Genomic DNA, 25,222 nt, shown 5'->3' on the forward strand with positions numbered 1-25,222 from the left:
CGTTGCACCTGGTGACCGGAAAGATATGAAGTCATAGTTCAGAGCTCAAGACCCTTCTGAGGTAAAGCTTGGGTCAACGCATAGGGTGGTGGGCCGTGAGACAGCAGCAGACGGACGGCGGCGCCCGAAAGGCCGTCTTCGCCCCGGTGGACAGCGGCGCCCGGGTCGACGCGGTCGTGCGCCGGATCGGCGATGCCATCGAGCTCGGCCTGCTCGCCGACGGGGAGCAGCTGCCCGGCGAGACGGAGCTGGCCGGACAGCTGGGGGTGTCCACGGTGACCCTGCGGGAGGCGCTGATGGCACTGCGCCAGCAGGGCCTGGTCGTCACCCGCCGGGGCCGCGGCGGCGGCAGTTTCGTCTCCCTCCCCGAGCTTCCCGGTGCGGAGCGGCTCAGGGAACGCCTGCGCGGCTGGAGCTCGGAGGAGCTGCGCGACCTCGGCGATCACTGGGCGGCCCTGTCCGGCACGGCCGCCCACCTCGCTGCCGAGCGCACCGAGGACCACGACCTCGACCAGCTCAGGCGCACCACCGAGGAACTGTGCAAGGCGCCGGACGCGGCGGCGCGCAGCCGGGTGTACGGCCGTTTCCATGTGGAGCTGGCCGCCGCGGCGCAGTCGGCACGGCTCACCCGGGAACAGGTCGCGCTCCAGACGGAGGTCGGGGCGCTGCTCTGCCTTGTGCTCGGCGACGACGAATATCGTGAAGAGGTGGCGGACCGTCACCGGTCCGTAATCTCGGCCGTGCAGGATGGGGCGCACCAATCGGCCAGGGAGCTGGCCGAGCGGTGCGTACGGGACTCGACGGCGCGGCTCATCGCCCTGCGTCTGGCCCTTTAGCCGCGCCGCGCCCGGTCCCCCGTCCGCTGGAGGGCAGCATGAGCCGCAGCACCGCCCCCTCCGGTCCGGCGAACACGACACTGGACGCCGGCGCCGACACCGAGGAGTACGTCGCCGCGCGGGTCGGCCGTGCCCTGGAGGCGGTGTTCGACGCCGTCGCGCAGACCCGTGCCGACACGGCCGCGCTACTGGCCCGGGTCGCCGCCGAGGGCCGCCGGCCCGTGACCGCCGATCTCGCCGCACTGCGCCCCGGGCTCCATCTGCGCCTGACCCGGCAGGAACTGGTCTCCGGCGTCGGCTTCGTGGCCGCGCCCGGCCTGCTGGCCGACGTCCCGGCCTGGCTGGAGTGGTGGCAGACCGACGCCCAGGGAGACGTACGGCCTCTGCTCCTCGACCTCGATCCGCGGTCGTCGGCCTACTCGGACTACACGCACTGGGATTGGTTCGCGCTGCCCCGGGACACCGGACGGCGGGCGGTGGCCGGGCCGTACGTCGACTACCTCTGCTCGGACGAGTACAGCCTCACCCTGTCCGCGCCGGTGGAGGTGGGCGGGCGCTTTCTGGGCGTGGCCGCGGCCGATGTGTATCTGCGGCACTTCGAGGCGGCCGCGCTGCCCCTGCTGCGGGAGCTGCCCGGGCCCGCCCGGCTGGTCAACGCCCGCGGCCGGGTGGCGGCGTCGGCGGACCCGGCACATCTGGCCGGATCCCTGACCAGGGGGCCGGACTTCGCGGCCGTCCTGGAGAGCGGACGGCCGGGCGTCTTCGACGGGACCCGGCTGGTGCCCTGCCGAGGCGTGCCGCTCGTCCTGGTCGTGGCCCCGGAACGGGGATGAAGCCGACGTCCGGCCCGGCGCCGTCGGCGACCTGAACGCCGGCGGTGCCGGGTCAGGCTCCGGGGGCCGGAACGACGGTCAGATGGGCGCCCAGGCCGCCGGGCCTGCGGGAGCGGCGGGGGGTGGCCACGGGCCGTGGGGTGGCGCGCAGTACCAGGGTGTAACGCGCGTAGCCCAGGTCCTGAAGGGTCTTGGGGGTCTCGCCGACGACCCGGCACTCGGTGGCGCCCAGCAGCGGGTCCGGGTGGCGCAGCGGGCGGACGGCACCGTCGAGCTGAGCGCCGTCCTCGCCGACCGCGCGCAGCCAGTGCGGCAGCCCCTGCCGGAAGGCGGCCTCCATGATGGGGTCCTGGGCGATCTCCCGGCGGATCGACTGGAGTTCGGGGTCGTGGCCGTACCGTTCCAGAGTGGTCTTGAAGTGTGCGAGCAGCGGCAGGCACCAACCGGCCTCGTGCGCGCCGAGCACCGAGCCGGCGTCCGGGTGGAAGAGGACGAAGCGGAGGAAGTTGTCCCCCGGCATGGCGGTGGGGTGCGGGGCGACCGCGCGGAAAAGTGTCCCGAACGCGCCGTTGGCCAGCACGACGTCCCAGCGGTGGTCCACGACCAGGGACGGGAAGGGGACCGCGTCCAGCAGCAACGCGTAGTCCTGGAGATACGCCTGGACCTCAGGACTCTCGGGGACGGGCCGCGGCGCCGGCCGCCGCCCACCTGCCTGATATGCCATCGGGAGGTCACCCCTCTTGCCTATGCGGCCTTCTCGCGGCGATGTGATCCTGCTGCTCCACCTGGAGTCATGTCAACTATCGTGGCATTTCATGCCTGTTGACGGCCGAAATTGGCCACAGTTGTGGCGAGACCTGGATGTGAGTTCGAACGACCCGCTAATCTCCCGTGAGTTCACGACTTGTGAGAAGTCCCTGCTTCCCCTGAGAGACACAGGAGTTCTGTCGGTGACGGATGGCTACAAGGATCCGGGCGCCACGGCGACCGCCCAGCTGCCGGCCGACGTCGCCCGCGTCACCGCGCTCGCCGACCGGCTCGGGGTACGGCATGCCGACGTCTTCGACGTCGGGCGGCTCTCCTATGCCTCCGGTGTCCCCGAGTCCGTGGTGCGGGCCCTGCTGAGCGGCCGGCCCGCGGGCGAGCCGGACGTCCAGGCGCGCTTCCTGCAGCGCCTGGACCTGCTGCGCCGCACCCGCCTCAAGCCCAATGGCCGGAAACACACCCAACAGGAGATCGCCGACGGCGCGGGCATGTCCCGGCAGCAGGCCGGCGCGCTGCTCAACGGCGACCGGCGGCCGACGATGGAGCACTGCGACGCCCTCCAGCGGTTCTTCCGGGTGCACGCCGGCTTCCTCACCGCGGAGGACCCGGAGGCCCTTGCGGGCGCCCTCCAGCGGGTCGAGCAGGAGCTGCTGCAGAAGCTGGCCGACCGGGAGCGGGCCGCGGCCGGGGCCGCCGAGGACCCCCTGGAGCGGCTGCTGCAGGACCACGGGGTGCGCGGGATCGCCTGGCGGGCCGCCCAGCTGCCCACCGACCAGCACCGGGACAAGGTCGCCGAATGGCTGGACATGCTCCTGGAGAGCGTCAAGCGGCCCGAGTCGTGAGCTGAGCTGAGGGAGAACAGTGGGCATCGGCAGGGACATGCGCCGGCTGAGCGGTGAGCTGGTCGGGGAGCTGACCCTGCCCGCGCCCGCCCCGCCCCAGGAGCTGTACCGGGCGCTGTGCGACGCGATGGGCCGCCGCCGCGGCCGTCCCGTGCTGTTCCGTACGGCCGTCTTCCCGCCCGGCACGGCCAGCGGACTCTGGCTCGACCTGGCCGACAGCGACCTGGTCGTCGTCGAGGAACGCACCGCTCCCGATCACCAGTTGGTGATCCTCGGCCACGAACTGTGGCACATGCACGCCGGGCACCACGGCCATGACGTCGAGGGGGTCGGGGTGGCCGCGCGGCTCCTCGCCGAGGGGACGGGCGGCGAGCAGGCCGCGGTCCAGGCAGCCGTGCTGCGGGTCGCCGCCCGCACCCGCTGCGTCCGGGCCGAGGAGCGGGACGCGGAGACCTTCGGGCTGCTGCTGGCCAGCAAGTGCCGGACCTGGCTCGCCGGTTCGGCCCTGCGCGGGCCGGTACGGCGGCACGACGTCGCGGGGCGTATCGAGGCATCGCTCGGCTATCCGGGGAAGTGACCCGGCCGGGCCGGATTCCGTTGCCGGAACGGCGAAGAGACGTTCCCTCAGGGGGCTCGCGGCGCGGTTGCGCGTCGGCTGAGCGGGGGAACCGAGGTGTGGCCGGACGGCGTTGTCAGTGGCGCGCGGCAAGCTGGAGGGTGCGCACCGCACACGCGGTGGGCCCGCGCCGCACGGGCGTGTGACCGCGACGACCGACGGGGAGAGCCGACCCATGCCCACCGCTGTACTGACCGACCATGAGCGCACCGCCGTCCAGGCCTATCTGCGGCTGCTGCACACGGTGCGCGCGGCCTTCGACGGACCACCCGGCGAAGACCGGCCCCCGCTCGTACCACCGGCCGTGCTCGCCGAGGCCGAGGAGGCCCTGACCCGAGCGGGCCTGGCGGGCAACGAGGAGGCGTTCTTCCGGTTGCTGCACGACTGGTGCCCGCCCGTCTGAGCCGACGGGGGCGGTCAGGGGTGCGGCACCACCACGGCCGAGGCCAGCATGCCGTACCCCGCGCCCCAGCGGCCCTCGAAGACCTCCAGCTGCCGCCCGCCGACCGTCGGGCCGGGGACCAGGAGGCGGGCGCGCAGCGTGCCGCGCGGCCGTTCACCGGGCTCCGGGAAGAGCTCGATGTCGGCCTCCATGAAGTCCAGCCACTTCCCGGTGAGGGGGAACCACGCCTTGTAGACGGATTCCTTGGCACTGAACAGCAGGCGGTCCCAGTGCACCTCGGGCCGCTCCGCCGCCAGGCGGCCCAGCCGCTCCTGCTCCGAGGGCAGCAGCACGGACTCGCCGACGCCCTCGGGCAGCGGGCCCTGCGGTTCGGCGTCGATACCGATCGACGCCAGGTCGGCGGCGCGGGCCAGGGCGGCGGAACAGTAGCCCTCGCAGTGGGTCATGCTGCCGATCAGCCCGTCCGGCCAGCGCGGTGCGCCCCGCTCGCCGCTCACGACCGGCTGTGGCGGGACCCCCAGCTTCTCCATGGCGCTGCGGGCGCAGGCGCGCACGGCGGCGAACTCGCGGCGCCGCTTGGGCACGGCCCGCGCGACGATCGCCTCCTCCTCGGGGTAGAGCGGGGCCTCGCGGATCGTCTCGTCACCGAGCATCTCCACGACCACCACCGAGTCCGGGAGCAGCTCCTCGATCACCGGTTCCGACCTCCATCGGCAGTATGCGGCGCAGTTCGCCCGGCGGCCGGGAGCGCTTGCGCCACTCGCGGGGGTATCCCACGGAGACTTCTTCGAAGCGGACGCCTTCGTGCCAGGTGGTGCGGGGGATGTGCAGATGACCGTAGACCATGGTGTCGACGCGGAATCTGCGGTGCCAGTCGGCGGTGAGTGTGGTGCCGCACCACATGGCGAACTCCGGGTACCAGAGCACGTCCGTGGGGTGCCGGTCCAGCGGGTAGTGGCCCGCCAGCACGGTCGGCAGGTCCTCGGGCAGCTCGGCGAGCCGACGCTCGGTGGCCTCGACCCGGGCCCGGCACCAGGCCTCGCGGGTCGGATAGGGGTCGGGGTGCAGCAGGTACTCGTCGTTGCAGACGACGCCGGTGCCGTGCGCGTAGGCGAGGCCTTCCTCCTTGGTGGCGCAGCCGGCCGGCAGGAAGGAGTAGTCGTACAGCAGGAACAGCGGTGCTACGACGACCGGGCCGCCCGGGCCCTCCCAGACCGGGTAGGGGTCCTCGGGGCTGACCACGCCCAGTTCCCGGCAGAGCTCGACGAGGTGCTCGTAGCGGGCGACGCCGCGCAGGGTGACCGGGTCCTTGGGGTGGGTCCACAGGTCGTGGTTGCCGGGTGCCCACAGCACCTTGCGGAAGCGGCCGGCCAGGGTTTCGAGGGTCCAGCGGATGTCGGCGACGGTCTCCGCGATGTCACCGGCGACGATCAGCCAGTCCTGGTCCGTTTCCGGTCGCATTTTCCCGACGAGCTCGCGGTTCTCCGGGTACGTGATGTGCAGGTCACTGATGGCCAGCAACCGCCCGGCACCGGCCGTGGACTCCACCCCGTACCCCTTCCGATCATGTCGTCTCCACCCACCACAGCACACCACGGGCACGGCGAACAAGGGGACCCGGCCGACCGGGCGTATGCCCGTCACCGGCCAGTCAAGGAAACCGGCAGGGACGGCGCAGGAAAACGCGCGTGGACACTCCGGGGAAATCCGTAACACTGGCGTTGCACGCGGGGCCCCTTGAAAGCCGTATGATCCCCCCAACACCACCGCCACGAACTTCCCTTCGACCAGGGCGGTTTGGTGACCCTCCAACCACCCTGCCCGGGCACGGGCCCGCTGACCCCTGCCCGAAAACCCCGAAAGGCGGCATTAATGCGCTCTCGCGTACGCGTCTGGCTCAACCGCACGTACGCGGAGAACGTGTTCTTCATGGATCAGTTGCGGAAAAATCCCAGCGACCGGGCGGTCGAGATCCATGCGACGCACGGTGACGCGGACTCCCCCGTGCTGGCCGCCGCCGACACCGCCGACCTGGAGCCGGAGGGTCTGTCCCCGGCCGCCTACGTCGAGTACGCCCTCGACCAGTGCCAGCGCCGTGGCATCGATGTCTTCGTGCCCCGGCTGCACCAGTCGGCGATCGTCGCCCACCGCGCCGACTTCGAGGCGGTCGGCACGGCCCTGCTGGCGCCGACGCCGGAGGGGACCGCGGTCTTCGAGGACAAGGCGACCGCGTACGAGGCGGTCGCCGCGGTCGGCGTGCCGGTGCCGCCGTGGTGGCGGGTCCGTACGGCGGACGAACTGGTCGACGCGGTCGAGAAGTTGGAGGCCGACGGGCACAAGGCGTGCTTCAAGCCCGCGGCCGGTGCGGGCGGGGTGGGCTTCCGGGTGATCACACGCGCCCCCTTCTCGCTCTTCCACCTCGGCGGGTTCCCCGGGCCGTACGTCCAGCTCGACCTGGTCGTCAACGCGCTGCAGCAGGCCGATCACCCGGTGGACTGGCTGGTGATGCCCCGTCTGGAGGAACCTGAGGTGTCCGTGGACTGCCTCACCGGTCCCGACAACCTGGTCCGGCTGGCCGTGGGCCGTACGAAGAAGGGCCGCCGGCGCGGTTTCACCCTCGACGAGCGGTGGCTGGAGCCGGCGCGGATCATCGCCGAGGGCTTCGGGCTGCACTACCTGTCCAACATCCAGTTCCGGATGTACGGCGACGAGCCGGTCCTGCTCGACGTCAACACGCGGCCCGCGGGCGGGTTGCACCAGCTGTCCCTGTGCGGCGTCAACGCGCCCTGGGCCGCGGTGCAGTTGGCGCTGGGCGAGGACCCGGGGGTGATCGAGCCGCCGTTCCTGGGGCAGGACTACGCGGTGGTTTCGGGGCCGCGGCCCGTACTGCCGTCCGTGCCGGTGGCGCGGGAGGAGGTCGACGTTGTGTTGGCGCCGGCGTTGCCCGTGGAAGTGGAGTCGGTTGACGCTGCGGCTGCGGTGTTGCCGCTCTAGATTGTCGGCCGACTGCGGGTCCACTGTGGCTGGTCGCGCAGTTCCCCGCGCCCCTTTCGGGCGCCTCACCTCACCGGTATGGACCAATTCTCGTTCGTCTTCTTGACACGCGGATTGGTCCATACCAACTTTGTTGCGCACCCCCTCGCACGTTCGTGCACTCCCGAACACCCCCATTCCTTCAGGGAGATCGTGTGCGCAACTCACTCAGACGTTCCAGACATCGGATACTCGCCCTGCTCGGGTCCGCCGCACTCGCGCTCGCCGGGGCGATCGCGCTGCCCGGTACCGCGCAGGCGGCCAACGTCCTGTCCAACCCCGGCTTCGAGTCGGGGAGTCTCTCGCCCTGGTCATGCTCCGGGAACCTCGGCTCGGTCGTGTCCTCCCCCGTGCACGGTGGCTCCAAGGCCCTTGCGGGGGCCGTGAGCTCCAGTGACACCGCCCAGTGCACCCAGACCGTCGCCGTGCAGCCCAACACGACGTACTCGCTGAGCGGCTGGGTCCGCGGCTCGTACGTCTATCTCGGGGTGACCGGCGGCACCTCCACCTGGACCACCTCGCCGTCCCAGTACAGCCAGCTGAGCGTCTCCTTCACCACCGGCGCCTCGCAGACCAGCGCCCAGATCTATGTCCACGGGTGGTACGCCCAGGGGCCGTACTACGCCGACGACATCAGCCTCGACGGGCCCGGCGGCAGCTCGGACACACAGGCGCCCACCGCACCCACGAACCTCACCTCCACCGGGAAGACCTCGTCGAGCGTCTCCCTGTCCTGGTCGGCCGCGACGGACAACGTCGGGGTGACGGCGTACGACATCTACAGCGGGTCGAGCCAGGTGGCGAGCGTCTCCGGGACCACCGCCACGGTGAGCGGGCTGGCGGCCAGCACGGCGTACACCTTCACGGTGAAGGCACGGGACGCGGCCGGGAACGTCTCGGCGGCCTCCAACGCCGTGTCCGTGACCACGAACGCGGGCAGCGGCGGCGGCACCGGCTTCAAGCAGGCCGCGCCCTACCTCTTCGAGGGCTGGGGTGATCCGCCGAGCCCGTCCACCGTGATGAGCGCGACCGGCATCAAGAACTTCACCATGGCCTTCGTGCTCGACTCGGGCGGCTGCACCCCGGCCTGGGACGGCAGCAGGGCACTCACCGGTGGCGTCGACCAGACCGCGATCAACCAGATCCGGGCGGCCGGCGGTGACATCACCCCGTCGTTCGGCGGCTGGCAGGGCAGCAAGCTCGGCGCCAACTGCTCCTCCGCGAGCGCGCTGGCCGGAGCGATCCAGAAGGTGATCGACGCCTACGGTCTCAAATCCGTCGACATGGACATCGAGAACACGGACGAGTTCGAGAACGAGGCCGTGCAGGCGAAGATCCTGACCGCCCTGAAGACGGTCAAGGCCAACAACCCCGGTCTGAAGACGATCGTCACCTTCGGGACGTCCACCACCGGGCCGACGTACTACGGCAACAGGCTGATCGAGCAGGCTCAGTCGATCGGCGCCGGCATCGACGTCTTCACGATCATGCCGTTCGACTTCGGCGGCGGCTCCGACATGTACGGCAACACCGTCGCCGCGGCCGAGGGGCTGAAGACCAAGCTGAAGTCCACGTTCGGCTGGGACGACGCGACGGCCTACGCGCACATCGGGATCTCCGGCATGAACGGGCTGTCCGACCAGCAGGAGACCACGACCCCGGCGATCTGGACCCAGATCCGTGACTGGGGGAACTCGCACCACATCGCCCGGCTCGCGTTCTGGGCGGTCAACCGGGACCGCGGCTGCGCGGGCGGCGGCGTGGTGAGCAACTGCTCCGGGATCAGCCAGAACAACTGGCAGTTCACCTCGATCACGGCCGGCTTCACCGGCTGAGCGAGCGGCCGGTTTCACCGGCTGACCGGGCTTCCGGTCTGACCGGCCGAGCGGGCAGCGACCGAACGGCGTGGGGGTGCCTAGACGGGGTACCCCCACGCCTTCGCTATCTCCGCCAGCCGGGGCGGGAGTTCGGCGCCGGGGTCGGCCTGCCGGGCGGCCTGGATACGGCCGGACCTGATCTCCTCGCTCCAGTCGCCGAGCTTGGGGCGGAAGGTGCCGTGGTCCTTGGTGCCGTACTCGAGCATGCCGCTCTCCCAGGGGACACCGAGGTACTCGCACAGGCCACGGGTGACCTGCTCCGGTTCGGCGGTCAGGTCCTCATAGGTGATCACATGGGCGCCGGGGAGCTGCTGCCGGGCCTCTTCCAGCTTCTCGGCGTAGCCCAGGACCTCGCCGCGGATCTGGTCGTGGTCGGGTTCGGCGCGGCGGCTGGTCAGGGACTGGATGACGGCGCCGGGGTGGCGCAGCAGCAGGACGAACCGGGCCTCGGGCCAACATCGGTGCAGCCGGGGCCACATGAGGGTGTTCGGCGGGGTCTTGTCGACGATGACGTCCTTGCCGCTGCGGGAGAGTTCGAGGTGCAGCACGCGGTCCCACAGGACGTGCTCCAACTCGTCCTTGTCCAGGGCGAGTTCCTTCATGGCGTCCGCCGTGAACTCCCGGGACATCCGGACGTGGACCGTGCGCAGATGCATCTCGTGCGGGGCGCGGATACGGCTGTGGCTGTTCAGCAGCACCCGCAGGAGGGTGGAGCCGGAGCGCACCGAGGAGAGGACGAAGACCGGGGACTGCACCAGGCGCGGGGCGAGCGGGGCCACATAGCCGCCGGAGGGCTGCTCCTGCCCGACCGGGCGCTGCGTCGGGATCCCGTCCAGGGTCCTGCGCGACGGGCTCACCGCCTGTGCCATGAGCCGTCCGCGGCGCTTGAGCCCCTTGGCGATCGCTGACATTCGCGGGTCTCGCACGGTGATGCCTCCCTCTCGTCCCTGCCGTCACGCATCCCAGGGGTGCCAAGCGAACTCAAGGTGTCCAAGAGGCGAACCAACAGGGTCACGGCGGCCCGAAAAGCCGCCGTGACCTGTGCACTTACCGATCTCTTAATTCTTCATATGAGAATCTCCGGCTTTTGTGGCCGAAGAACCTCAGAACCGGCCGGATCCCCGGTACAGCTCCAGCTCCCCGTCGAGTTCGACGGCGAGCACGGTGGCGTACGGGTCGAGGTCGGCCTCGGCCGGCGGGTCGATCCACAGCACGCCCACCGCCTCGTGCAGTCCGCCGACCACCCGGTGGCCGAGTTCGGTGCCGGTGCCGAGCACGGTCACCTTGGTGACCTTCGTGGCGAGGCCGCGGACACCGATCTCGGCGCGCGGGGCGTCGAACAGGGTGAGGTAGAGGGTACGACGGTCCGCGGAGAGCGTGCTGGGGCCGTAGTGGTGCCCGGCGGGCAGCCCGCGGACGGTCCCGTACACCGCTTCTTCATGCTTGCGGATCCACTCCCCCAGCCCCTCAAGGCGCTCCACCTGCGGCTGGGGGATGGTGCCGTCCTCCATGGGGCCGACGTCCAGCAGCAGGTTGCCACCACCGCCGATGGTCTCGGTGAAGTAGCGGATCAGCTGGGCCAGTGACTTGTGGTTGTGGTCGTGGTGCTGGTAGCCCCACGAGTCGTTGATCGTCAGGCAGAGTTCCCAGGGGCCCTCCGGGGGCACCACGGGGGCGCCCTGCTCGGGGGTCGCGTAGTCCCCCTCGCTGAGCATCCGCGCGTTGAAGACGACGTGCGGGACGTACGAGCGGATCAGCGCGGCGAGTTCGGGGATCCGCCACTGCTCCTCACTGCGGTCCCACTCCCCGTCGAACCACATCAGGTCCGGCCGGAAGCGGGACGCCAACTCCCTTGTCTGGCCGTCCCGGTAGACGATGAAGCGTTCCCAGGCGGCCAGGTCCTCGTCCTCGGCCGCCACCTCGGAGTAGCGGTTGTCCTCCTGCTCCGGCGGGCGGCCGGGCTTGCGGGTGGAGGCGTAGTCGGGGTGGTTCCAGTCGGAGTGCGAGTAGTAGAGACCGACCTTCAGCCCCTTCTCGCGCAGGGCCTCGGCATAGGGGCCGAGGTAGTCCTTGCCGAGGTTGAGGTCGCCGTACTCCGTGTCCCACAGGGCCACACCGTCATGGTGACGGCTCGTCAGCACGGCGTACTTCGCGCCGGCGCGGGCGAACAGGTCCGCCCACGCCCTCGGGTCGTACGCGGCGCCGGTGAACCGGCCCAACTGGGACATGTACTGCTCGTGCGGCACGATGTCGTCATAGAAGGACCAGGACTCCTGGACGCCGTCCACGGCGTAGATGCCCCAGTGCACGAAGATCCCCAACTTGGCGTCGGTGAACCAGGGTTGCATCGCCATACGGTCAGCCCCTCCGCAGCCGGAGGGTGAGGATCTGGAAGGGGCGCAGCTCCACCGCGACGGTGTCGCCGTCGGTGGCCGCGTCCTCCAGGGGGCGCTCCAGCAAGTCGGTCACCTGGGCGCCCGCGAGCGGGAAGCCGGTGCGCAGGACGCCCTGGGCGCGACCGCCCCGGGACTCGTAGAGCCGGACCACGACATCGCCGGAAGCGTCGTCGGCGAGCTTGATCGCCTCGACGGTCACGCCCGCACCGTCCACCGAGACGACCGGCTGCGGCTCGCCCGCCGAATCGGCCACCCGGAGCGGGAGGTTGAGGGCGTAGCCGGCCTCGACCGCGTCCTCGATGCTCGCGCCGGGCAGCAGGGAGTAGGTGAAGCGGTGGCGGCCCTGGTCGGCGCCCGGGTCCGGGACGCGCGGGGCGCGGACCAGGGAGAGGCGGACCGTGGTGGTCGTGCCGCCGTCCTCGCGGACCGTGCGGGAGACGTCGTGGCCGTAGGTCGAGTCGTTGATGACGGCGACGCCGTAGCCGGGCTCGGCGAGGTGCACCCAGCGGTGGCCGGAGACCTCGAAGCGGGCCGCCTCCCAGCTGGTGTTGGTGTGGGTGGGCCGCTGGACGTGGCCGAACTGGATCTCGGCGGAGGAGTGCGCGGCCCGGATGTCCACCGGGAAGCCGGCCTTGAGGAACTTCTCGGCCTCGTGCCAGTCGATGTCCGTCTCGAAGTCGATCCGGGGGCTGCCGGCGCGCACGGTGATCGTCTGGACGATCGTCGAGCCGTTGCCGAACGGACGGGTGACCCGGACCGAGCCGAGCAGCGGGTCCTCGTCGACGACCGTGATCTCGGAGGGGTCGAGGAGGTCCGTGTAGCGGTTCTTGTAGTGCTTGTCGACGTCCCAGGCGTCCCAGTAGTTCGGGAGGTCGGTGTGCAGCCGGAGCAGGTTGCCCTGGTCGGCGAGGACCTCGCGGGCCGCCCGGAGGTCGTACACGGACGACAGCGTGCCGTCCTCCGCGATCTCCACGCGCACCAGGCCGTTGTCGATGACCCGGCCGGTGACGGTCACCGGCTGCGGAGTCCCGGCGCCGCCCGTCAGCGGGGCGCTGCCGCTCGCGGGGACCTCGACGTACACCGGGGTGCCCGCGCCGTCGCGGACGACCTCCGCGCGGTCGTAGGGGCTGGTGTTGAAGACCCGGGAGGTGCCGCCGCCCAGCGCGGTGACCGCCTCGGCGGTCAGGACCTCCAGTTCCTCGGCGACGCGCGCGTACTCGGCCTCGGCCTCGCGGTGCACCCAGGCGATCGAGGAGCCCGGCAGGATGTCGTGGAACTGGTGCAGCAGGACCGTCTTCCAGAGCCGGTCCAGCTTCTCGTGCGGGTAGCTGTAGCCGGGCGCGTGCAGGGCGGCCGTGGTCGCCCACAGCTCGGCCTCGCGCAGCTTGTGCTCGCTGCGCCGGTTGCCCTGCTTGGTGCGGGCCTGGGAGGTGTAGGTGGCGCGGTGCAGCTCCAGGTAGAGCTCGCCGACCCAGACCGGGGCGTCCTCGTACTCGGCGCGGGCCTTGGCGAAGAAGGCGTCCGGGTGCTCGACCTCGACGCGCGGCGAGCCCTCCAGGTCCTTCAGGCGGCGGGCACGCTCCATGATCTCGCGGGTGGGGCCGCCACCGCCGTCGCCCCAGCCGAACGGGGCCAGCGAGCGGGTCGCGGCGCCCTTCTCGGCGTAGTTGCGGACCGCGCGGGACATCTCCTCGCCGCTGAAGCGGGCGTTGTAGGTGTCGACCGGCGGGAAGTGCGTGAAGATCCGGGTGCCGTCGATGCCCTCCCACCAGAAGGTGTGGTGGGGGAACTTGTTGGTCTGGTTCCAGGAGATCTTCTGGGTGAGGAACCACTCGTTGCCGGCCAGCTTGGCGAGCTGCGGGTAGGCCGCATTGTAGCCGAAGGAGTCCGGCAGCCAGACGCCCTTGGTCTCGATCCCGAAGTGCTCGATGAAGAACCGCTTGCCGTGCACGAGCTGGCGGGCGATCGCCTCGCCGCCGGGGAGATTGCCGTCGGACTCGACCCACATGCCGCCGACCGGGGCCCACTGGCCCTTCTTCACGGACTCCTGGATCCGGGCCCAGACCTGCGGGTAGTTGTCGCGCACCCACTCGTACTGCTGGGCCTGCGAGCAGGCGAAGATGAACTCCTCGTACTCGTCCGCCAACGATGTCACGTTGGAGAAGGTCCGGGACGTCTTGCGCTTGGTCTCGCGGATCGGCCACAGCCAGGCCGAGTCGATGTGCGCGTGGCCGACGCCGGAGATGACGTGCGCGCTGGCGTGCGCGGGCTTCGACAGCGCGGGCTTCAGGGCCTCGCGGACGGCGGCGGCCGAGCCGGAGATGTCGTCCAAGTCCAGCAGGTCCATCGCGTGGTCGAGGGCGTGCGCGATCTCGTGCCGGCGCGGGTCGTGCTCGCCGAGCTCCAGCATCAGCTCGCGCAGCACCTGGATGTCGAGGTCGAGGTGCCAGACGTCCTCGTCGAGGACGGCGATGTCGGCGCGCTTGAAGGTGTAGAGCGGCTTGTCGCCGGCCGTCAGGACATCGCCGAGGGGCGTGGGCTCGCGGAAGTCGTTGGCGAGGATGTCGGGGTTGGAGGCGGCCTCGACCAGGTAGTCGATCACCTCGCCGCCGGTCGCCGGGTCGGCGATCCGCACGTACTGGTTGAGCGGGTTGACCGCCTTCAGCGGGGTCCCGTCGGTCAGGTGCACCAGGGCCTCGGCCTGGTTGCCGGGCCAGTCGCCCACGAACCCGAGGTCGATGACAGCCTCGACCCGGCGGCCCGCGAACTCCGCGGGCACCTCGCCGTGCATCCGGAACCAGGTGGTGCCCCAGGGCGGGCCCCATGGGGTGTCCATGGCGAACGGCTCATAGGGGGCGGCCGCGGCCTCCTCGAAGGGGACCGGCTCCCCGGGGGCCTGCCAGGCGGCGACCTCGAAGGGGACGGTGGCCGCGTAGATCGCGGGCTTGATGCGCTGGTTCTGGAGGCGCTCTACGCGCTCCTCGATCCGGCGGCGTTCGTCGTGCATGGAAGTCTCCAGAAGAGGGTGAGAAAGCGCTTTCCGATCCGCTGACGTCTACTTTAGATAACCCAGGCCGGGGTGGACCGAGGTGTACCCCTCCACCAGCCGACGGGCCACGTTCACCGAGTCGACCAGCGGGTGCAGCGCGAACGCCTTCACCGCCGTCGTGCGGGATCCGGACTCGGCCGCGGCGAGCACCTCGCGCTCCACGGCCTTGACCGCGCAGACAAGACCGGTGGCGTGGTCGGGCAGCGGGGCGACGGCGACCGGGTGGGCGCCGTTGGCGTCGACCAGGCAGGGCACCTCGATGACGGCCTCGCCGTCGAGCGCCGAGAGGGTGTCGCGGTTGCGGACGTTGAGGATCAGGGTGGTGCGTTCGTCGCGGGCGATCGCCCGCATCAGGGCCAGGGCGACCTTCTCGTAGCCGCCGGACAGGTCGTCGGCGTCGCGCTCGCCGGCGCCGGCCGTCTCCCGGTTCTCGGCCATGTAGGTGGCCTCGCGCTCGGCGCGGGTGCGGTCCCAGACGTCCAGGGCCTTCGCACCCGGCTCCGTGACCGCCTCGTAGAAGTGCGCCTGCTGGTCGCGCAGGAAGGCACCGCGGGTCTTCTCGGCCTGCTGGTAGGCGCGGACGGCCTCGCGGTTGAAGTAGTAGTAGTGCAGGTACTCGTTCGGGATCGCCCCGAGGGACTGCAGCCAGTCGACGCCGAAGAGCTTGCCCTCCTCGAAGGAGCCGAGCAGGTCGGGGTCGGCGAGCAGGCGCGGGAGCTCGTCGCGGCCCGCGATGTGCAGGCCGCGCACCCAGCCGAGGTGGTTGAGGCCGACGTAGTCGATCCAGGCCTCCTTCGGGTTCGCGCCGAGCACCCGGGCGATCCGGCGGCCGAGGCCGACCGGGGAGTCGCAGATGCCGATGACGCGGTCGCCGAGGTGGCGGGACATGGCCTCGGTGACGAGGCCGGCCGGGTTGGTGAAGTTGATGACCCAGGCGTCGGGGGCGAGCCGGGCCACCCGCCGGGCGATGTCGACGGCGACGGGCACGGTCCGCAGCCCGTAGGCGATGCCGCCCGCGCCGACGGTCTCCTGGCCGAGGACGCCCTCGGCGAGGGCCACCCGTTCGTCGTCGGCCCGGCCCTCCAGGCCGCCGACGCGGATCGCGGAGAAGACGAAGTCGGCGCCGGTGAGGGCCTCGTCCAGGTCGGTGGTGGCGGTCACGGTCGGCGCGTCGGGCACGTCCGCGGCCTGTTCGGCCAGGACCCGGGCGACCGCGGAGAGCCGGCCGTGGTCAAGATCGTGCAGCACGACCTCGGTGACCCGCCCTTCGGCCCGGTCCGCCAGCAGTGCGCCGTACACGAGCGGCACACGGAATCCGCCGCCGCCAAGAATCGTCAGTTTCACGCTAGAGCCTTTCCTGCCAGGACCACGTCGACACCGGCCTCCTCCAGGGCGGACCGGGTCGCCGGGTCGACCGACGCGTTCGTCACCACCACGTCCAGGTCCTCGGGACCACAGACCTTCGCCATGCCCGTACCCGGGAACTTCGCCGCGTCGGCGAGCAGGACGACCTTGTCGCTCGCCTTGATCATGGCGCGCTTGACCGGCACCTCGACGACCGTCGTGTCCATCACCTGGCCGCCCGGACGCACCCCGCTGGTGCCGAGGAACAGCCAGTCCGCGTGCAGCTGGCGCAGGTTGTCCTCGGTGAGGAAGCCGACCAGGGAGCGGTACTCGCGGCGGAGCATGCCGCCGAGCAGCACCAGCTCTATGCCCTCGTCGTCGGCGAGCTCCTCGTAGACCACCAGGTTGCTGGTGATCACGGTGAGGCGGCGGCCGTGCAGCTGGCGGGCCAGCCGGTAGGCGGTGGTACCGATGTCCAGGAGCACCGACTGGCCGTCGGCGACCATCGACGCGGCGTGCGCGGCGATGGCGTCCTTCTCGGCCACCCGCACCTCGGCGACCTCGGCGAAGGGCTGGTCGCCCTCCTCCACGACCGCTCCGCCGTGCACCCGGGTGAGCAGCCCGTCCTCCTCCAGCTTGACCAGGTCACGCCTGATCGTGGCCGGGCTCACGCCCAGCTGTTCGGAGAGGTCGGTCACAGCGGCGGGCCCGCCGGAGCGCAGGGCCCGCAGGATGAGTTGATGTCGTCGTTCTGCCAGCACACGGCGAACACTACTCGTCATCTTCAATCAAATCCATGCTCACTTCTGCTCGGGTATTGACCAATCCCACGGATCAGCGCACGATTCCCGTCATCAAAATGACGAGTTTTGACGAGAGGGTGTGCGCGTGGACGACGACAGGCCCGATGTGCTGCTGACCGGGCTGCTCTTCTACGACCTCGTCCTCACCGGCCTCGGGAAGCCGCCGACGCCGGGCGAGGAGATCTGGACGTCCGGTATGGGCTGCGGCCCCGGCGGCATCGCGAACCTCGCGGTGGCCGCGGCGCGGTTCGGCCTGCGCACCTCGCTGGCCACGGTCTTCGGCGACGACTTCTACGGCGCCTACTGCCGCGAGGTCCTGGCCGGCCAAGAGGGCGTCGACCTCTCGCTCTCCCGCGTCGCGGACGGCTGGCCCACCCCCGTCACCGTCGCCCTCGCCCACGGTCAGGACCGCGCCCTGGTCACCCACGGCCAGGAACCGCCGTACTCGCAGGACGTGCTGATGGGCGACCCGCCCGAGGCGCGTACGGCGCTGGTGCACATCGAGGCCGAGCCGCGCGAGTGGATCGCCAAGGCGGCCGCGAACGGCACCCGCGTCTACGCGGACGTCGGCTGGGACCCCACCCAGGAATGGTCCCGCGACCTCCTCGACCAGCTCGCCCTGTGCCATGCCTTCCTCCCGAACGAGACCGAGGCCATGGCCTACACCCGCACCGACAGCGCGCGGGCCGCGCTCGGCACGCTCGCCGAGCTGGTCCCGGTCGCGGTGGTGACGCGCGGCGGGGACGGCGCGCTGGCCGTCGACCAGACCACCGGCGAGTACGCGGAGGTCCCGGCCCTGGCCGTCGACGTGCTGGACGCCACCGGCGCCGGGGACGTGTTCGGCGCGAGCTTCGTCGCGGCCTCGCTCGGCGGCTGGCCGCTGGCCGAACGGCTCAGGTTCGCGGTGCTCGCGGCCGGGCTCTCCGTCCAGCGGCACGGCGGGGCGCTCGCGGCCCCCGGCTGGTACGGCGTCGACCGCTGGTGGCGCTCACAGACCGATCCCGAACTGCGGCGCGCGTACGGCTTCCTGGCCGACCGCATCCCGGCCGACGTGGGTCCGCCCGTGCACCACGCCCCCGTCACCCCGCCCGCCCCGCAGCACTGACCCGCACCCGATCCACAGCCCACGCCCGACACCACTACGCCCCTCAGTACCACGAACAGGAACAACAGGAGTGACCCGTGGACCTTTCACGTAGAGGCTTCCTCCAGGCCGCCGCGCTCACCGCGGCCGCGTCCGGTCTGACCGTCGCATGCGGCGGCTCAGGATCGGGCGGCACCAAGAACGGCAAGAACCTCACCCTGTGGTACTGGGGCGGTGCGCTCAGCGACAAGGTGGTCGCGGAGGCGAAGACCCACTTCAGCGGTTCGGTCAAGCTGACCGCCGCCTCCATCGGCGGCGACTTCAAGCAGAAGCTCACCACCACGCTCGCCGCGGGCGGCTCCTCCGTGCCCGACATCACGGGCATCAAGGGCGAGGACATAGCCTCCTTCCTGCCCAACGCCTCCCGCTTCCTCGACCTGAACGACCTGGGCTTCAAGAAGCTCTCCTCGCAGTACCTGGGCTGGAAGACCAAGCTCGCCCAGACCTCCGACGGCAAGCAGATCGGCTTCCCGATCGACATCGGCCCCACCGCGCTCTTCTACCGCGAGGACCTGTTCGCCAAGGCCGGCGTGGCCACCGACCCCGCCAAGGTCGCCGCGCTGGTCACGACCTGGGACGACTACTTCACGCTCGGCACCGAGCTGCAGAAGAAGAACCCCGGCACCTTCCTGGTCAACAACATCGGCTCCGTGTTCGACATGACCGTCGGCCAGGGCACCCAGCGGTTCATCGACAAGAACAACCACTTCATCGGGGACCAGGACCACATCCGCGCCGCGTGGACCACGTCGGTGCGCCCCTACACCCTGGGCCTCGACGCCAAGATCAACGACAACTCCTGGAACGCCGCCGTCGGCAAGAACCTCCTCACCGAGCTCGGCGCCGCCTGGCACGCGCTGGACATCGAGCAGGCGGCCCCGCAGACGAAGGGCAAGTGGCGGGTGTGTGCGATGCCCGTCGGACCGGCCAACCAGGGCGGCTCCTACCTGGCCCTGCCCAAGCAGTGCCGGAACCCCGAAGAGGCCTTCAAGATCATCAGCTGGATCCTCAGCCCGGCCAACGACGCCCGCGGGTTCACCGACGCCGCCATCTTCCCCGCCGCCCCGGCCGCGTACACGATGCCGGCCATGACGGGCCCCGACGCCTTCTTCGGCGGGCAGAAGATCATCGAGGTCTTCGGACCGGCCGCCAAGGCCGTCCCGGACAGCTACGAGGCCCCGGCCGACGCCGCCGTCATGGCTCCCTACAAGACGGAGCTGACCAACATCGAGGCCAAGGGCAAGAAGCCCGACGACGCCTGGAAGGACGCGGTCAGCCAGGCCAAGCAGATCGCCCGGCGCCAGGGGGTGAACTGAGGTGACGTCACCTCCGGTGACCGGTCCCGCCGCGGTGCCCGAACACCGCGGCGGGCCGGGCCCGGCCCGGTTCCGCCCGCGGCGCGCCACGCCCGCGGGCACCACCGCACGGCCCCGGCGGCGCGGGCTGCTGTCGTACTGGCGGCAGTACCTGGCGATCTCGCCCTTCTACCTGATCTTCGCCGCGTTCTCCTTCTTCCCGGTCTTCTACTCCCTGTACCTGGCCTTCCAGCGCTGGGACGGCCTCGGCGACATGCAGTTCGTGGGCCTGCAGCAATTCCGGTTCCTGTGGTCGGACCCGGTCTTCTGGCTGTCGATCCGCAACACCCTGGTGATCTGGGTGCTGTCCACGGTGCCCACCCTGCTGGGCGCCCTGGTGCTCGCGACGCTGCTGCACTCGGTGCGCCGCTTCAAGGGCTTCTACCGGATCGCCCTCTACGTACCGAACGTCACCTCGATCGTCGCCGTGGCGATCTTCTTCGGCGCGGTGTTCAGCAACAACTTCGGTCTGGTCAACGCGATCCTGGGCACGGTGGGCATCTCGCCGGTGCCGTGGCTGAGCAACCCGTGGCTGATCAAGGTGGTCATCTCGCTGCTGATGACCTGGATGTGGACCGGCTACAACATGATCATCTACCTGGCCGGTCTCCAGGCGATCCCGACCTCGATCTACGAGGCGGCGAAGATGGACGGCGCCGGCCCGGTCCGCACGTTCTTCCAGATCACCGTCCCGATCATGCGGCCGATCATCCTGTTCACCGTCATCATCTCGACGATCAACGGTCTGCAGAGCTTCAGCGAACCCCAGGTCCTGTTCGCCAACAACGCCGCCAACGCGAACCTCGGCGGCCCGGGACAGGCCGGTCTGACCACGCTGCTGTACTTCTACCAGTCGGCCTTCCTCAACAACGACTACGGCTACGGCGCGGCCATCGTGTGGGCCTTCTTCCTGCTGATCATCGTCCTCGTCGCCGTCAACTGGCGCATCACCCAACGAGGGAGGAAGCCGTGACCACATCCGACCCGACAGCCGGCCCGACGACAGCCGACCCGACGCGGCCGGCCCCGCGCGCGAGGCGGCTGCGCCGCCCCAAGGGCCTGACCGCGCACATCATCCTCATGGCGGCCGTCCTGCTCTCGGTCTTCCCGTTCGTGTGGACGATCGTCATGGCGACCAACACCACCCAGGACATCTACAAGAGCCCGCCGAAGTTCACCTTCGGCTCACACCTGCTGGAGAACATCCGGCACGTGCTGAACACCATCGATTTCTTCGGGTCGATGCTCAACACGGTCATCGTCGCGACCGTCACCACCGTCCTGGTGCTGTTCATCGACTCGCTGGCGGCCTTCACCTTCGCCAAGTTCGACTTCCCGGGCCGCAAGGTGCTCTTCGGCACGCTGCTGCTGTTCATGATGCTGCCGCTGCAGCTGGCGATCCTGCCGCAGTTCATCCTCATGTCGAACATCGGCTGGGTCGGCATGCTCAAGGCGCTGGTCCCGCCCGCCCTGGCCAACGCCTTCGGCATCTTCTGGCTGCGCCAGTACATCGAGAACGGCGTGCCCGACGAACTCCTCGACGCCGCGCGCATCGACGGTGCCGGGTTCTTCCGCCAGTACTGGAACATCGCGCTGCCGATGATCAGGCCCGCGCTGTCCTTCCTCGCCATCTACGCCTTCGTCGGTGCCTGGAACGACTACGTCTGGCCGCTCATCGTGCTCACCAACCCCGACCATGTGACCCTCCAGGTGGAGCTCGCCCAGCTCAACGTCGGCCACACCACCGACTACAGCATGGTCATGGCCGGTGTGCTGATGGCGTCCCTGCCGCTGGTGCTGGTCTTCGCCATCTTCGCCCGCGGTTTCATCGCGGGCGCCACCGAGGGCGCGGTGCAGGGCACCTGACCCGCGCCCCGTGTGAGACACACGTGTGAGACAGAGGAGGGATCCGGTGACGGACGCCGACGCCGGGCGGACGCGGGCAGCGGAGGGTGCGGGACCCTCCGCCCGCCTGCCGTTCGCCCGGCGCCGTGCCGTGCCCCCCGGCCGGGGCGGCACCGCGCACGGCAAAGTGCTCGTGGTGGGCATGGACGGGCTGCGCCGCGACCGGCTGCCCCTCCCGCAGCCTCCGGCCGGGGGGACCCCCATCTCGCATCGCTCGCCTGCCCACGCGCCCGTCCTGCACGGCCTGATGGCCACGGGCGCACACGGCACCAGCCTGCTGCCGTACGGCGAGGCGGACGGCCAGGCCCCGGACGGGCCGTCGACCAGCATGGCGTACACCGACTCCGGGCCCGGCTGGTCGAGCGTGCTGACCGGGGTGTGGCCCGACCGGCACGGGGTGACCGGGAACGACTTCGCCGGTGCCGACTTCACCCGTCACCCCGACTTCCTCAGCCGCGCGGCCGTCGCCCGCCCCGGTCTGCGCACCGCGGCCGCCGTGTCCTGGCCGGAGCTGGTGCACCGCGGCGTCCTGGGCCCGGCCGTCGGCCGCCGTGTGCACTACGACGGCGAGAGCGACGGCTACGCGACCGCGGACGATCTCGTCGCCCGCACCGCCGCCCGCTGGCTCACCGAACACGACCCGGACCTGCTGTTCGTGTACTTCGGCGCGACCGACGAGGCCGGCCACGCCACCGGCCCCCTCTCCCCCGCCTACGACCACGCCCTCCTCGCCCAGGACACCCACCTCGGGCGGCTGCTGGCGGCGATCGACGCCCGGGGCTCCGGCGAGCGGTGGACCGTACTGGTCACCACCGACCACGGTCACCTGGACGCCGGCGGCCACGGCGGCGACACCCGCGCCGAACGCGAGGTCTTCGTGATCCTGGCCGAGCCCGGCGGGCCCGCCGCGGGCACCCTGCTCGACACCCCCCGTCTCGTCGACATCGCCCCCACCGTCCTGGACCGGCTCGGCATCCCCGTCGACCCCGCCTGGGGCCTGGCGGGACGGGTCCTGCCAAGCCCCACCACACCGACTTCGGAATGGTCATGACCGACGAACTTCCCACCGACCCCCTGATCGCCCTCCGCCCCTGGGAGGCACCCGAAGTGACCTCCTGGGGGCGGCTCCCCATGAACGCCGTCGACCGGCGCACCGGAGGACTCCCCCTGGACGGCGACTGGCGCTTCCAGTTGCTGCCCGCTCCGGACGCGCCGGTCGGCGGCTCCTGGTCCACGGCGTTCGTCCCGGGTGCCTGGACCGTGCAGGACACGGACGACCTGCCGCAGTACACGAACGTCACCATGCCGTTCCGGGAGTTCCCTCCGCAGGTGCCGTCCGTCAATCCGACGGGGGTCTACGAGCGTGAACTCGACGTCCCCGCCGAGTGGGCCGGGCGGCGCGTCGTGCTCCAGGTCGGCGCTGCGGAGAGCGTGCTCCTCGTGCACGTCGACGGGCGGCCGGTCGGTATCTCCAAGGACTCCCACCTGGCGGCCGAGTTCGACCTGACCGGCGTCGTCCGCCCCGGCGGGCGGTCGGTCCTGCGGCTGACCGTCGTCAAGTGGTCGGACGCGACGCACATCGAGGACCAGGACCACTGGTGGCACGGCGGGATCACCCGTTCCGTGCTGCTGTACGCCACGGATCCGCTGTATCTCGCGGACGTGACCGTACGGGCGCGCCGGGACGGCGAGCTGCGGGTGGACTGTCTGGTGCGGAACGCTGCGGGCGACCGGGCGCTGCCCGAGGGCTGGTACGTCACCGGCGATCTGGACGGCGAACCCCTCGCGCAGGACGCCGAGTTCGACCGGCTCAACACCGAGGACGACCGGGTCTCCGACTTCCTCGGCGAGGCCCGTATCCACGCCGTCGTGCCCGAGGTGCGCACCTGGAACGCGGAGGAGCCCGAACTGTACGGGCTGACCGTCCGGCTGCACCGCGCGGACGGCACGGTCGCCGACGCGTCGCACCACCGCATCGGGTTCCGGGACGTGGCGATCGTCGGCCGGGACCTGCTGGTCAACGGCGAACGCGTCTTCATCCGCGGTGTGAACCGGCACGACTTCCACCCCCTCACCGGGCGGACGGTGTCGTACGACGACATGCGCGCGGACCTGGTGGTGCTGAAGCGGTTCGGTTTCAACGCGATCCGCACCTCGCACTACCCGAACGATCCGACGCTCTACGACCTCGCGGACGAACTGGGCTTCTACGTGGTCGACGAGGCGGACATCGAGTCGCACGACCACGCGCACGAGATCGCCGACGACCCGTGCTACCTGAACTCCTTCGTGGACCGTGTGTCACGGATGGTGCTGCGCGACAAGAACCACCCCTCGATCATCATCTGGTCGCTGGGCAACGAGTCCGACTACGGCGCCAACCACGACGCGGCGGCGGGCTGGGTGCGGCGGCACGACCCGACCCGGCCCCTCCAGTACGAGGGAGCGGCCAAGCTCGGCTGGGCGGACCCGGACGTGGCCTCCGACATCGCCTGCCCGATGTACGCGGCGCTGGAGGACTGTGTGGCGCACGCGCTGTCCGGTGAGCAGACCAAGCCGCTGATCCAGTGCGAGTACTCCCATGCGATGGGCAACAGCAACGGCACGCTGGCCGACCACTGGGCCGCCATCGAGTCCACTCCGGGGCTTCAGGGCGGGTTCATCTGGGAGTTCTGGGACCACGGAATTCTCCAGCGGGTGAGCGACGGAAGACCGGTCGGGCGCACGGGCGCCGGACTGTATGACAACGGTGTCGCCGCGCCCGGCCACCGCTGGGCGTACGGCGGCGACTTCGGCGAGGCCCTGCACGACGGGGCGTTCGTCGCGGACGGGATCGTCTTCCCCGACCGCACCCCCAAGCCCGCGATGTACGAGCACCGGGAGATCGCGGCGCCGGTCCGCATCCGGTGCTTCAGGCACGAGGGCGTCGTGCTCGCCAACCACCAGCACTTCCGCGGCCTGGACTGGCTGACGGGCACCTGGGAGCTGGCGCTGGCCGACGGCCGTACCCTGACCGGCCCGGCGGTCCTGCCCGATCTGCGGCCCGGTGAGACCGCGGCCGTACCGCTGCCGTTCGCGGTGCCCGCGGACGGCGGGGAGGCGTGGCTGACGTTGCGGGTGACGGTCGCCGAGGATCAGGCGTGGGCGCCGGCCGGTACGGAGGTATGCGCACCGCAGATCCGGCTCCGGGCGGCGGACGCACCGCGTGAGCGGGTTGCCGTGGGACCGGCCGTCGAGGTGGACGGCGAGGGGCTGCTGCTGCACCCGCTGCTGACGGCCGGGCCGACGCTGTCGTTGTGGCGGGCGCCCACCGACAACGACGAGCTGGGCGGGATCGCGCCGCGCTGGCGCGCCTGGGGCCTGGACCGGCTGGTGCGCAAGGTGGTCTCCGTGCGCCGGGATCGCGACCTGGTGACCGTGCTCGCGGAGTACGCCGGCACCGTCGGGGTCGTACGGCACCGGCAGGAGTTCACGCCGGTCGAGGGCGGGGTCCGGGTCGACGAGTCGGCCGAACTCCCCCAGGAGTTCCACGACGTGGCCCGGGTCGGCTCGGTCTTCGAGACGGTGGCCGGACCCGATCTGCTGGAGTGGTTCGGTCAGGGTCCCTGGGAGTCGTACCCGGACCGTGCCGCCGGAGCCCCGGTCGGCCACCACTCCCTGCCCGTGGACGAGTTGTTCACCCCCTATCTCCGGCCGCAGGAGAACGGCGGCCGGCACGGCGTACGGCGGTTCACGCTGTCGGCGCCCGACGCCACCGGGCTCGCGGTCGAGCTCGACGAGCCCCGCCAGGTCTCCGTCACCCGCTACCGCGCCGAGGACCTCACCGCCGTCACGCACCACGACGAACTCGTGCCGCGGGCCGGCTGTGTGGTCCACCTCGACGCCGCACACCGGGGTCTCGGTACGGCCTCGTGCGGTCCCGACACCTTCCCCTCCTACCTCGTCGCACCGGGCATCCACCGCTGGAGCTGGACCCTGCGCGTCCTCTGAGATCCCCCCACGCCCTTCGCTGCCACTTCTG

At 71.0% G+C, this 25,222-nt stretch carries 21 protein-coding genes; 13 read left to right on the plus strand and 8 right to left on the minus strand.

The features are described 5' to 3' along the window. Window positions 1-95 precede the first annotated feature (95 nt). Both EDD90_RS06340 and EDD90_RS06345 read left to right on the plus strand, forming a co-directional pair. Entirely contained in the window at window positions 96-836 is a 741-nt protein-coding gene (locus EDD90_RS06340; protein WP_123972155.1) for a FadR/GntR family transcriptional regulator, read from the plus strand. Between the two features lie 38 nt (window positions 837-874). Next, window positions 875-1,669, plus strand: coding sequence for a cache domain-containing protein (locus EDD90_RS06345; protein ID WP_123972156.1), 795 nt, complete (start codon window positions 875-877; stop codon window positions 1,667-1,669). Window positions 1,670-1,721: 52 nt separating this feature from the next. Here EDD90_RS06345 and EDD90_RS06350 read toward each other — a convergent pair whose 3' ends face one another. Continuing rightward, on the minus strand, window positions 1,722-2,393 hold the full coding sequence (locus tag EDD90_RS06350) for a hypothetical protein (RefSeq protein WP_185148960.1): 672 nt from the start codon (window positions 2,391-2,393) through the stop codon (window positions 1,722-1,724). A gap of 226 nt (window positions 2,394-2,619) precedes the next feature. Here EDD90_RS06350 and EDD90_RS06355 point away from each other — a divergent pair, with 226 nt between their 5' ends. From EDD90_RS06355 to EDD90_RS06365, 3 genes are all read left to right on the plus strand, one after another. Next, the gene (locus EDD90_RS06355; protein WP_123972158.1) at window positions 2,620-3,276 is read left to right on the plus strand and encodes a helix-turn-helix transcriptional regulator; all 657 of its coding nucleotides are present in this window, start codon (window positions 2,620-2,622) and stop codon (window positions 3,274-3,276) included. A 37-nt stretch (window positions 3,277-3,313) separates the two neighbouring features. After that, the gene (locus EDD90_RS06360; RefSeq protein ID WP_123980952.1) at window positions 3,314-3,853 is read left to right on the plus strand and encodes a toxin-antitoxin system, toxin component; all 540 of its coding nucleotides are present in this window, start codon (window positions 3,314-3,316) and stop codon (window positions 3,851-3,853) included. Window positions 3,854-4,067: 214 nt separating this feature from the next. Further along, a complete protein-coding gene (locus EDD90_RS06365; RefSeq protein ID WP_123972159.1) occupies window positions 4,068-4,295 on the plus strand; it encodes a hypothetical protein in 228 nt (75 codons plus the stop codon). 14 nt (window positions 4,296-4,309) lie between these two features. Here the strand turns inward: EDD90_RS06365 and EDD90_RS06370 are convergent, their stop codons facing one another. After that, window positions 4,310-4,990 carry a 4'-phosphopantetheinyl transferase gene (locus EDD90_RS06370; protein WP_123972160.1) on the minus strand — a complete coding sequence of 227 codons (681 nt, stop codon included), beginning with the start codon at window positions 4,988-4,990 and terminating at the stop codon, window positions 4,310-4,312. Beyond that, a complete protein-coding gene (locus tag EDD90_RS06375; protein WP_123972161.1) occupies window positions 4,938-5,843 on the minus strand; it encodes a metallophosphoesterase in 906 nt (301 codons plus the stop codon). Before EDD90_RS06375 ends, EDD90_RS06370 begins: the two co-directional genes overlap by 53 nt. 324 nt (window positions 5,844-6,167) lie before the next feature. Here EDD90_RS06375 and EDD90_RS06380 point away from each other — a divergent pair, with 324 nt between their 5' ends. Then, on the plus strand, window positions 6,168-7,289 hold the full coding sequence (locus tag EDD90_RS06380) for an ATP-grasp domain-containing protein (protein WP_123972162.1): 1,122 nt from the start codon (window positions 6,168-6,170) through the stop codon (window positions 7,287-7,289). A 194-nt stretch (window positions 7,290-7,483) separates the two neighbouring features. Continuing rightward, window positions 7,484-9,163, plus strand: a complete 1,680-nt coding sequence (locus tag EDD90_RS06385) for a carbohydrate binding domain-containing protein (protein ID WP_123972163.1) — start codon at window positions 7,484-7,486, stop codon at window positions 9,161-9,163. An 80-nt stretch (window positions 9,164-9,243) separates the two neighbouring features. Here EDD90_RS06385 and EDD90_RS06390 read toward each other — a convergent pair whose 3' ends face one another. The 5 genes from EDD90_RS06390 to EDD90_RS06410 form a co-directional block, all read right to left on the minus strand. Continuing rightward, window positions 9,244-10,131 carry a sulfotransferase gene (locus EDD90_RS06390; protein ID WP_260327669.1) on the minus strand — a complete coding sequence of 296 codons (888 nt, stop codon included), beginning with the start codon at window positions 10,129-10,131 and terminating at the stop codon, window positions 9,244-9,246. A 177-nt stretch (window positions 10,132-10,308) separates the two neighbouring features. Next, window positions 10,309-11,559 (minus strand): alpha-L-fucosidase, encoded by a 1,251-nt coding sequence (locus tag EDD90_RS06395; RefSeq protein WP_123972164.1) that lies wholly within the window; start codon window positions 11,557-11,559, stop codon window positions 10,309-10,311. 4 nt (window positions 11,560-11,563) lie between these two features. Then, window positions 11,564-14,608: a glycoside hydrolase family 38 C-terminal domain-containing protein gene (locus EDD90_RS06400; protein WP_123972165.1), complete on the minus strand. Its 3,045-nt coding sequence runs from the start codon at window positions 14,606-14,608 to the stop codon at window positions 11,564-11,566. A gap of 48 nt (window positions 14,609-14,656) precedes the next feature. Further along, a complete protein-coding gene (locus tag EDD90_RS06405) occupies window positions 14,657-15,994 on the minus strand; it encodes a 6-phospho-beta-glucosidase (RefSeq protein ID WP_123972166.1) in 1,338 nt (445 codons plus the stop codon). Beyond that, the gene (locus EDD90_RS06410) at window positions 15,991-16,755 is read right to left on the minus strand and encodes a DeoR/GlpR family DNA-binding transcription regulator (RefSeq protein ID WP_123972167.1); all 765 of its coding nucleotides are present in this window, start codon (window positions 16,753-16,755) and stop codon (window positions 15,991-15,993) included. The genes EDD90_RS06405 and EDD90_RS06410 overlap by 4 nt, the downstream gene beginning before the upstream one ends. 127 nt (window positions 16,756-16,882) lie before the next feature. Between EDD90_RS06410 and EDD90_RS06415 the strand changes: the two genes are divergently transcribed. The 6 genes from EDD90_RS06415 (at window position 16,883) to EDD90_RS06440 (ending at window position 25,191) form a co-directional block, all read left to right on the plus strand. Continuing rightward, window positions 16,883-17,902, plus strand: coding sequence for a carbohydrate kinase family protein (locus tag EDD90_RS06415; RefSeq protein ID WP_123972168.1), 1,020 nt, complete (start codon window positions 16,883-16,885; stop codon window positions 17,900-17,902). Window positions 17,903-17,979: 77 nt separating this feature from the next. After that, entirely contained in the window at window positions 17,980-19,257 is a 1,278-nt protein-coding gene (locus tag EDD90_RS06420; RefSeq protein ID WP_123972169.1) for an ABC transporter substrate-binding protein, read from the plus strand. A gap of 127 nt (window positions 19,258-19,384) precedes the next feature. After that, window positions 19,385-20,269: a carbohydrate ABC transporter permease gene (locus EDD90_RS06425; RefSeq protein WP_123980956.1), complete on the plus strand. Its 885-nt coding sequence runs from the start codon at window positions 19,385-19,387 to the stop codon at window positions 20,267-20,269. Continuing rightward, window positions 20,236-21,162, plus strand: a complete 927-nt coding sequence (locus EDD90_RS06430) for a carbohydrate ABC transporter permease (RefSeq protein WP_398928457.1) — start codon at window positions 20,236-20,238, stop codon at window positions 21,160-21,162. Before EDD90_RS06425 ends, EDD90_RS06430 begins: the two co-directional genes overlap by 34 nt. Window positions 21,163-21,343: 181 nt before the next feature. After that, window positions 21,344-22,252, plus strand: a complete 909-nt coding sequence (locus EDD90_RS06435) for an alkaline phosphatase family protein (RefSeq protein ID WP_123980960.1) — start codon at window positions 21,344-21,346, stop codon at window positions 22,250-22,252. Next, complete coding sequence (locus tag EDD90_RS06440) at window positions 22,249-25,191, plus strand: glycoside hydrolase family 2 TIM barrel-domain containing protein (protein WP_123972170.1); 2,943 nt, start codon at window positions 22,249-22,251, stop codon at window positions 25,189-25,191. The genes EDD90_RS06435 and EDD90_RS06440 overlap by 4 nt, the downstream gene beginning before the upstream one ends. The last annotated feature ends 31 nt before the right edge of the window (window positions 25,192-25,222 follow it).

It is taken from the genome of Streptomyces sp. Ag109_O5-1 (assembly GCF_003814875.1).
Lineage (GTDB): Bacteria > Actinomycetota > Actinomycetes > Streptomycetales > Streptomycetaceae > Streptomyces > Streptomyces sasae.

What these genes read in the sequence shown, in the direction of transcription:
- EDD90_RS06345 (WP_123972156.1), top strand. Translation starts at nt 875, where the DNA reads ATGAGCCGCAGCACCGCCCCCTCCGGTCCGGCGAACACGACACTGGAC.
- EDD90_RS06350 (WP_185148960.1), bottom strand. Translation starts at nt 2,393, where the DNA reads ATGGCATATCAGGCAGGTGGGCGGCGGCCGGCGCCGCGGCCCGTCCCC.
- EDD90_RS06360 (WP_123980952.1), top strand. Translation starts at nt 3,314, where the DNA reads ATGCGCCGGCTGAGCGGTGAGCTGGTCGGGGAGCTGACCCTGCCCGCG.
- EDD90_RS06365 (WP_123972159.1), top strand. Translation starts at nt 4,068, where the DNA reads ATGCCCACCGCTGTACTGACCGACCATGAGCGCACCGCCGTCCAGGCC.
- EDD90_RS06380 (WP_123972162.1), top strand. Translation starts at nt 6,168, where the DNA reads ATGCGCTCTCGCGTACGCGTCTGGCTCAACCGCACGTACGCGGAGAAC.
- EDD90_RS06395 (WP_123972164.1), bottom strand. Translation starts at nt 11,559, where the DNA reads ATGGCGATGCAACCCTGGTTCACCGACGCCAAGTTGGGGATCTTCGTG.
- EDD90_RS06400 (WP_123972165.1), bottom strand. Translation starts at nt 14,608, where the DNA reads ATGCACGACGAACGCCGCCGGATCGAGGAGCGCGTAGAGCGCCTCCAG.
- EDD90_RS06435 (WP_123980960.1), top strand. Translation starts at nt 21,344, where the DNA reads ATGGACGGGCTGCGCCGCGACCGGCTGCCCCTCCCGCAGCCTCCGGCC.
- EDD90_RS06440 (WP_123972170.1), top strand. Translation starts at nt 22,249, where the DNA reads ATGACCGACGAACTTCCCACCGACCCCCTGATCGCCCTCCGCCCCTGG.